At 66.1% G+C, this 7,406-nt stretch carries 3 protein-coding genes; all 3 read left to right on the top strand.

Translation table 11 applies throughout. The features are described 5' to 3' along the window. Positions 1–548 precede the first annotated feature (548 nt). On the top strand, positions 549–1,790 hold the full coding sequence (locus ACWV14_RS37075) for an AAA family ATPase (protein ID WP_454908809.1): 1,242 nt from the start codon (positions 549–551) through the stop codon (positions 1,788–1,790). Positions 1,791–2,237: 447 nt separating this feature from the next. Further along, entirely contained in the window at positions 2,238–3,194 is a 957-nt protein-coding gene (locus ACWV14_RS37070; protein WP_454908808.1) for a ParB/RepB/Spo0J family partition protein, read from the top strand. 2,265 nt (positions 3,195–5,459) lie between these two features. Further along, on the top strand, positions 5,460–7,313 hold the full coding sequence (locus tag ACWV14_RS37065; protein WP_454908807.1) for a phage integrase family protein: 1,854 nt from the start codon (positions 5,460–5,462) through the stop codon (positions 7,311–7,313). Positions 7,314–7,406 lie beyond the last annotated feature (93 nt).

The raw sequence follows: 7,406 nt of genomic DNA, 5'->3' as shown, positions 1-7,406 counted from the left end.
GGACTTCTTTCAGGGGATCAACGGGTTCACATCATGCCGAGGTTTTGTGATTCGGTCAATTTACAGTTCAGACGAGAGCTCTTGATACTTTGAAAAGAAACACTTGGGGAGATTGAAGAATTGAAGGTGCAGTTTCTTTAATCGCGACAAGTACTTGGAAGGGTTTGTGTGAGTAACGCTGGGATTTCATGTGAGAACCTTTGGGATTGAATGTGAGGTCGGATGGGATTTGGCCCGCGCCAATGTGTGCTTACTTGGGATTTGGCGTGAGTGGACAAGGGCTCCGACGCACAAACTGCGTGCCTCCCACGACACAGCGGCGCTGAATGCCGCTTCGCCCGGGCCGTGAGGGCGTCATCGATGCCTGGATCCCTCGGAATCCGCACCGCCTGGAGGCCCGCCAGGCGAGACAATCCCAATCGATCTCACCTTGGTCCCCAACTCTTCTCACAATAGACAGCCTCGGTTGGGTGAGTCTGTTTTCATATCTTGTTCATTCGACGGATTCTCATAGAATGGCTGAATTCTGTTGAATAAGGCTGTTCTCTATGGCGTTGCCCGCTCCCGCCGGCGCTGGAAACCAGGTTTCCACGCTCGCTCCCTCCAACCCCTCCCCTCCGCGTGCACGCATCGACATGCAGCGCATCGCGGCGCTGGCCGTGCGCGCGGGCTCGATGGTCGAGCAGATCCGTGGGCGGCTGCTGGCACCTGAAGCCCGCAAGGTTGCACCGATCTACTCCACCGCGCAACTGGCAGCCTTGTGCGGTGTCGACAAGGCGCACGTGGCCTATCGCATCACCAAGGAAGATCTGCCCAGCGGCCGGCTGACGCCGGCCGGCGGCAAGCGCAGTTTCGAGCTGAACGAGTTGCGTGCCTGGACGCGGACCTACCGCGCTGACAAGATGCGTCCTGCCGGCAAGAAGGCGTTCACGATCGCCGTGGGGAACTTCAAGGGCGGCGTGGCCAAGACGACGACGGCCATGGTGCTGGCGCAGGGGCTGAGCCTGCGTGGCCATCGCGTGCTGGCCATCGACACCGACCCCCAGGGCTCGCTCACCACCTTGCATGGTCTGCTGCCCGAAGCGGAGATCAGCGAGGACATGACCATTGCCCCGCTGTGCGACGGCAGCCAGTCCGACATCCGCTATGCGATTCGCTCCACTTACTGGGACGGGCTGGACCTGGTGGCGGCGGCGCCCTTTCTCTTCTCGGCCGAGTTCGCGCTGCCGGCGCGCCAGATGCAGGAGCCAGGCGCGCGCTTCTGGGATGTGCTCAACGCCGGGCTGGAGAGCGTGCGTGATCTCTATGACGTGATCGTCATCGATACCCCGCCTTCGCTGTCCTACGTGACCATCAACGCGCTGTGGGCGGCCAACGGGATCATCGTGCCGGTGCCGCCCTCGGGCCTCGACTTCGCATCGTCTGCGCAGTTCTGGTCGCTGCTCGCCGATCTGGGCGGAAACCTCGATGCACAAGGCGGCGACCTCGCCCGCAAGGCTTTCGAGTTCCTGCATGTGCTGCTCAGCCGGGTCGACCCCAGCGATCCGGCCACGCCGGCGGTCCGGCAGTGGATCCAGGCCACCTATGGTGAGTACACGCTGCCGGTGGAGATTCCCAAGACCAGCGTGACCAGCAACAAGGCGGCCGAGTTCGCGACCGTCTACGACGTGCAGAAATATGAAGGCGCGGCCAAGACCTACAAGCGCGCGGCCGATGCGTACGACGCCTTCGTCGACCTGGTCGAGCAATCGGTGGTCAGCAGCTGGTCGGACAAGGCGCAGGTGCAATGAGAGCCTTGCTGCATGAAATGAAGAGGGCGACGGCTCGGCCTGGAAACCTGGTTTCCACCGCGACGCCGCTGCCACCCGTGGCGCGCGGTCGCGCCGTGCGCAGTGCTGAAAGCCTCCGCGGCGAGCCTCGCGCCTGCCGCCGCTGGCTGAGCGGGCCCCGTGCGTGGAAACCAGGTTTCCACGCAGTGGTCGCGGCCTGCCGCCTGGAAACCAGGTTTCCAGGCATCCGGGCCCGGACGTCTTTTTCGTCCTTGTCCGGCCGATTCCGTCCCACGCGGCCCGCGTGGAAACCAGGTTTCCATTGCCCAGGAGGTTTCAATGGCTAGTACCCGCAAGCGTCTCGAAGCATTGACGGCCGGCCTGTCGATTCCAGAACCGGTTCCCGCCGCGGCACCGGTCTCCGTGTCGATGACCCCGGCCCCGCCTGCATTGCCAGGCGCGGCCCCCGTGGCGCTGGAAACCAGGTTTCCACCCGCACAGACGGGTCAGCCCGCCCCCCGCACCGGCCCCGGGCAGATGCTGGCCTTCCGCGGCCAGATGCAAGCCGTCGAAGGTGAATTGGCCGCACTGCGCGAACGGCTTCGTCAGCACGATGGCTCGACACCCACGCGCAAGATCGACCCCGCGACCATCCGGGCCTCGCGCTGGGCCAACCGCCACCCGGCCTCGTTCGAGAGCGCGGAGTTCGCCGGCCTCAAGGCCGACATCGAGCTGGCTGGCGGCAACGTGCAGCCGATCCTGGTGCGTCCGCTGGTCGATGAACCCGGCCAGTACGAACTGGTCTTTGGTCACCGGCGCCATCGGGCGTGTCTGGAGCTGGGGATTCCGGTGCTGGCGGCCATCTGGCTCGACGAACTCGGCGATGCCGAACTCTTCGCAGCCATGGATCGTGAGAACCGGGAGCGCGCTGATCTCTCGCCTTATGAACAAGGCGTGATGTACCAGCGTGCCCTCGAGGAGCAGTTGTTCCCGACCCAGCGCCAGCTGGCCGAGAAGCTCGGGGTGAGCCACACCTGGATCCGCAAGGCACTGATGGTGGCGCAGCTGCCTTCGGCCGTGCTGGAGTGCTTCCGCAGTCCGCTGGAAGTGCAGCATCGGCATGCGGAACAACTCAATGCGGCGCTCGACAAGGATCGTCGCAGCGTGTTGAAGCGCGCCGAGAAGGTGCGTGGAATGAAGCTCGCACCAGCCGCCGTGGTTGCCCGACTGCAGGGGTTGGAGGCTGTGGCGAAGGCGGAGAAGCTGACCATCGTGAACGACGGAAAGACCGTCGGTTCTTGCCTGCGCGCGCCAGACGGCACCGTCACGCTGACCCTGACATCCGGCGCCGTATCCGGCTTGACCCCGGACATCTTGCTGAAGTCCGTCGGCGAGACCTTGCAGAAGGTCCGGATGCTCGGCTGATCGCGAAGGCGCGACAAGGAATCAGGGGGAGGGGGTTCGAGAAGTTCCTGAGCGCCTGGAAGGCGCCAGCCCGATTCGCCGAGGTTCTGGACTGGAAGAACCTTCCCCGGGGCTTGAGTCGCCGGGATGCAGACAGGCCGGAACCCTCGCCCGGTATGGATGTTTCACCGGTGCCCATCGAGCGCTCATGGGCGCCGCGCCTCGCAAGTTGCACCGCAGGCATGCTCTCTGTCGTTGAAGCGCATCCCCAAGCCACTCTCGCTGCGCCGGCCCCCGGCTTGGGTGGCGCGGGGCTGAGAGATGAAGCCGCATGGTGTCCTGTGAATAGCACGCACAGGTCAGCCCCCGGGCAAGCGACCCCGGCCGCGTCAAGGCTGGCGCGCTCGGCGCAACTCCCCTGCACACTGTCGGCGACCGGATGTTCAGCGGCCGAAAAACCGTCGGACAGCCGTCTTCCCCATCGTGAGTGCTCGCCGCTGCGTGGCCCGCGGCCGCGCCGAAGCACTGCCGGTGGGCCGCTTCCACGAGTGCATTCTGGATGGCGTCGGAGGCCAGCGACGTGGTGTTTCGAGTCACGCCGCGAGGCTTCCGAGGTTTCTGCCGGACGTCGACCGGAACCTCCCGGCTTACTTCGCGTTCCCTCCAAAGGCAAGTCTGAACGATTCACGCGGTTCGAGCTGTGTGCAAGGCGCGTGCGGCGTGCCCTGCTCGAACTGGACGTGTCCGTGGCGTGCCTCGCCCCGATGCTTCGCGTTGCGCCATCACGTCTGCAGAGGGTGAGGGTCGCGCAGCGTTTGGCCCCTCAACTTTCCACCATTCTTTTCTCCCTGTCGACATGCGCTTGGCGGGATCCCGCCGCTCAAACCTGGGCCTGCCTTCATGTGAGCATCGTTGGGATTTGAGACCGCAGTGAATAGCGAGCTGCGGCAATCCGAGCCAGGGAACTTGCGCCCGTACTCTGATGAGGCGCTTCTTCAGAGGACACAAGACAGTGGCATTAAACAGCCCGTCTGCGAAGCTGCCCCTCACGGGCGACAGCGCCATATTGGCCTGCAACCGACGTCCACCGCGGCCTGGGCGGCACGATCCGCTCGGCGGTCAGCGCAGTTGCTCGCGTTGTGGTTCCAGCCTGGGAGGTCGTCGTGCCGCCCACCTTGTAGTGGAGGCTGTCAACACATCCGCAGCACGCCCCGCGAGGGCGGTTCCACGGGAACGGACAACGCGATGCACATGCCTCTCGGCCTGCATATGGCTCTCTCCTAGCTAAGTATGGGCTTACTCCCGTGCGAAAGGAGCCCTGTCGGCATGACGCGCCCGCTTCGCGGACGAACGGCCTTTCGCGCTTGAAATCCCAAAAGTACTCACAAAGGGAAAAGGCGAAGACAACCGCTCAATGGCGGGCACGCCCTTGGAGCCGTTGCCCAATACCTCTCACATTGCCCCGCGACGAAGGATCTGCCTGCAGCCCTCACCACATGCGAAGACAGCAGGCCCGACGATCAGAGCGAGGCCAAGAAACGTGGCGCTGACATCATGCCCACCCCATCGATTGGCGCGGGTGAGGGAGCAGGGCGGCGTCCCATGCGCGCAGGACCCCCAGTGAAATCCTCAATGCAAGCGCCCACTTAGGCCCGGAAGCGAATCCAGTGCCTCAGCATGGTCCTTCTCGCCTCGATGTTCCGCCTTCTGAATGGATGGAGGCCTCGAGAAAATCACAATCGAATCAAGGACTTAGCGCGTACCTCGACTTTCGCTTCTCCAAAACGCCAAGAGATCATCTAAAATTGGCATTGATGATTATGCAAAATCAAAGCAAACGGGTGACCCGGCGCAGCCCGTTCGCCGCAAAAAAGGTGAGGCGCTGCGGCAGCGGCACGTCGCATCGACCGGTCTATGAATAAAACCTTGCAACTGAGTGCGGCAGTGCGCTCGATGACCCGAACAAGGGTGTCCTTGGGAGCACCGTCGGGCCGGACCCGAGCACGCATTGCGCTAGGCGCCAACGGTGCCCGACCGCAGGGAGTGGGGCGATGACCCGCCACTTCGCGCCGAGTCCCGCGGAACTGGTCCAGTTGGAAGACGGCGCGCTCGAGGTCGCACTGCGACGCCGCGTTCACGGCAGGCGCACCGAGCAACTGCCGCCACCCGCGAGCGGACCGCGCCGGTGGTGGACGTTCCGGCAAGCGTGACGGGCACCCGGCGCACCCAGCACCAGTGAAAAAAACGACACCCCCCCGCAAGCTCCATCGGGGCCACTTCGCGTTCATGCGCGCACTGGCCCAGGGGGTCGATGAACGCGCCGCCTGGGATCGCTACTTGCGCCTTGAGGGCGAGCACGTCGACCTGCGCACGGTGCGCCGCACCGTGGCCTGGATCCGAGATGCGTTCGCCGCCGCCGCGCGCCGTGAACAGAAGCCGGGCACCGCGCGCCTGATCCTGCTTGACCCCGAGCGCTTCACCGCGACACCGGCGCTGCCGAGCCTCGCCGAATTCGCCCAGGCCCAGGGCATGGAGGATTTCTCGGAGGCCGAACAGATCGAGGCGTACGAAGCCGCTTTCCCGCAGGGCGGCGGCGCAGCGGGAACGGCCCGCTCCGCGGGGGGCACCCAGCCTTCGCGCCGCGCACGCGTCATCGAGCGCCAGCTGGAGGCGCTGCACTGGCTCGAGAGCCTCGTCGCACAGGACCCGCGCCCGGGCGACAGCGTGGCTGCCTGGCTGCATCCGGCCCTGGCCGAGCGGCTCGAACGCGCGGGCCTTGCGACGCTGTCCGCACTGGTGCTGCGCATCAACGACGCCGGCGCGCGCTGGTGGGCGAAGGTCCCGGGCGTGGGCGAACACAAGGCCGCACGCATCCTCGACTGGCTCCATGCCAACGAGCAGGTGCTGGGGGTACGCATCGGCGTGCATGCGGCGCGCAGGCGCGCGCAGCTAGGCCCCGCCGCGCTGGACGCGATGGTTCCGCCCGCCACCGCTCTGGTGCCCTACGAGAAGTTCGTGCTGCCCGCCGGACTGGATGGCCGCGCCGGGAGCCGCCGCGCGCCGCGGGAGGTATGCCGGCTCTCGGCGGCCAATGACCACGAGGCGATCGGCGCTTGGCTGCTCGCGAAGGGTGGCGGCATCGCGCAGGAGCCCTTGTCGTCCACGCAGCGCTCGTACCGCAAGGAGGCCGAGCGACTGCTGCTATGGGCGGTGCTGGAGCGTGGCAAGGCCATGTCGTCGCTCACTTGCGAGGACGCGGTGGCTTACGGTGCCTTCCTTGCCAGGCCGCCCGTCGCCTGGTGCGGACGGCGCCATCATCAGCGCTGGTCCCCGATGTGGCGGCCGCTGGAGGGCCCGCTGACGCCGGTGGCGCTGCGCCAGGCGCTGGTCATTCTCCGCAGCCTGTTCGCCTTCCTCACTGCCCAGGGGTACGTGACGGGCAACCCCTTCGACGAGACGCCCTTGCCCTCGCAGGCTGGGCAGCCGCTCGGCACCAACCGCACCCTGAGCTTCGCGCAGTGGGACCACATCGATGCGCGGTTGCGCTCACATGGGGACACCGAGGCCGGTCGACGGCTGCGCCGCGGCATGCACTGGCTGTATGCGACCGGGCTGCGCCTGGCCGAAATCGCCGGCGCCTGCTGCGGGGACCTGCGTCCACGACAGGAGGCCACGCCGGGCGACGGTTCGGTGGCGCCCGTTTGGCTGCTGTCGGTGACCGGCAGGGCAGGGGGGCGCCGCGAGGTGCCGGTGGCGCTGGAGCTGATCGAGGAACTGGAGGAAGAACTGGCGCGCCACGGTTTCGACCGGCAGGTCGACGCACCCGGCAATCGGAACGTTCCCGTGCTGGCGCGTTTCGACACCGGGGCCGAGCATCCGGCCGCCTGGTCGTCCTCGGGACTCTACCAGGCCATCAAGGCGTTCCTGGCGCGCGCCGCACAGGACCTCGATGCCGCCGACGCCGAACACCTGCGAAAGGCCAGCACGCACTGGCTGCGCCATACCCATGGTGCGCACGCCTTGCAGGGCAGGGCGGGGCGGGCACCGCTGCCGCTGGCGGTGGTGCAGAACAACCTGGGGCACGCGTTGCCGAGCACGACCTCGATGTATCTGGCGAAGCGGCGACCCGCCCAGACCTGACCGTTCGTTCGGCTCAGCTTGCCGATGCGGTGGTTCCCGACTCGCATGCGAAGCCGCCAACCATCTAGGGGCTGACGTTGAATCCATGGCTGT

The sequence above is a fragment of the Variovorax durovernensis genome, from assembly GCF_977011995.1.
This window is presented reverse-complemented; position numbering and strand designations above follow the sequence as displayed.

What these genes read in the sequence shown, in the direction of transcription:
- ACWV14_RS37075 (WP_454908809.1), top strand. Translation starts at nt 549, where the DNA reads ATGGCGTTGCCCGCTCCCGCCGGCGCTGGAAACCAGGTTTCCACGCTC.
- ACWV14_RS37065 (WP_454908807.1), top strand. Translation starts at nt 5,460, where the DNA reads ATGCGCGCACTGGCCCAGGGGGTCGATGAACGCGCCGCCTGGGATCGC.